At 34.3% G+C, this 1,754-nt stretch carries 2 protein-coding genes; both read left to right on the forward strand.

Annotated features, from left to right (window positions below):
* Window positions 1-312: hypothetical protein (locus tag G468_RS24510; protein ID WP_034250457.1), on the forward strand; the 312-nt coding region annotated here is incomplete at its 5' end.
* Between the two features lie 201 nt (window positions 313-513).
* Entirely contained in the window at window positions 514-1,431 is a 918-nt protein-coding gene (gene trfA, locus G468_RS0117510) for a plasmid replication initiator TrfA (protein ID WP_051297197.1), read from the forward strand.
* Window positions 1,432-1,754: the final 323 nt, after the last annotated feature.

Raw genomic sequence — 1,754 nt, forward strand, 5'->3', positions numbered from 1 at the left:
GCGTTACAGCTATCCCGAATAAGCGTTACAGCTATCCCGAATAAAAATATCCTTATTGATAATAACACTTGTGCTTGTGCTTGTAGGTGTGCTATTGTTGTTTTATTATTTCGCTGTTTTAGGAAAAATGAGTGGCATATGAAAAAAACAACAAGTGACTTCAAAGAGGATATTTTAAGGCTTAGAGAACAAGGGCTTTCTTACGAGAGAATCGCGTTTTGGTTGGCTGAAAATAAAAAGTTTGAAGTTACGGCGAATGCAATACGATTGTTTATCGTAAAACAGAAAAGAATTGCAGCTATGAAAAAATGATTTCAGCCCCTACCCGTTCAAAAATAAGGGCTGAATGTCAACTTTGCACTTATTACAAGGATAATTAATGTCGACATTAGCAATAATACTGTTTTGTAATCTTTTTTGCAAAAATCTTCCTGTAATATTAATCATTATAGTAGGGAATAAGTTTGTCTTATTTTTATCTTCTATCGTGCGCCTATGCATAGGGAAGATGATATGAAAAAACTTAATGTTAAGATTAACAATATTGCGGAATTAGTCAAAAACAGAAATCAACAGTTACTCGATCACCATATGGATAAAATAGACTCAATAACAGTTGGTGATGAAAATCCGTCTAAAAAAACTTCTAATGTAAAAGATAAAATAGATCCTGAATTCAATAAGGAAATTGAGGAAGTACATTTGCCTATTAGTAAAAACACACAGATTCCCACACCCAATGTGATATTACGTAGCGCTCTATTTGGTATAGTTAAAAAAGGGAATAGAAAATATGAAAAAAATGTATTAAAAGCCACTTTTAACGGCTACACCGTTAAATATTCTGGTGAACAGTTGGATCAATCGGATCTTGATGTTTGGCTAGAATGTCTACAAAGGTGTCAATCAACTCCGTTAGGGAAAGTCGTAAAATTTACTCCTAATGATTTTTTGATATCAATTGGACGCAGTAATGGTAAATCAGACTATGTTTGGTTAAATGAAAGTTTGTGGAGACTACGAGTTAATGATGTTGAAATATCTGATGGTAAATATACCTATATGGGAAGTTTGATATTTGAACAATATCGAGATGAAGAAACAACTGAAAGTTGTTTAATACTTAATCCAAAAATAGTGGTTTGTTTCGATGATTCTGGTTGGACGGGTATTACAAAAAGCGTTCGTTTGCAATTAAAAGGAAAACCCCTAACTCAATGGATACACGGTTTTTACAGTAGCCACTCTAAACCTGTTCCTATTAAAGTTGAGACAATTAGAGAATTAAGTGGGAGCAGTATAAAAGAATTAAGGATGTTTAGATATAGATTAAAAAATGCGTTATATGAACTAGCTTCAGTGACAGGCTGGAATTGCTATATAGATGATGCTGATAAAGTAATTATTAGTAAGATAGCGAAAAAAATTTAGTTATTAAAGAAGTAAATTAATAACACTCTGTACGGATGAATTCAGCATTCGTACAGAGCTAACCCAAACCCTAAGAGAACTAGGAGTTGAGCTATGCAAAATAGTACGCATATTGCACGCATAATGAAAGTGTGCGGCATATCAATCGAGCAGCTTTTGAGCTTTGCTCGCACATCAAAATACCTTACAACCCGTCTGCGTGAGTACCTTCTGAGTATCGGAGGGGCGGTATGAAACCAGAGATGATTAAACTTTCATTGAGCGCTAATGTTCCCTGTGGTTTTAGCAATAGCGAGGGAAAAATTCAGACTGATGCCAAAATG

This window comes from Arsenophonus nasoniae DSM 15247, assembly GCF_000429565.1.
Classification (GTDB): domain Bacteria; phylum Pseudomonadota; class Gammaproteobacteria; order Enterobacterales; family Enterobacteriaceae; genus Arsenophonus; species Arsenophonus nasoniae.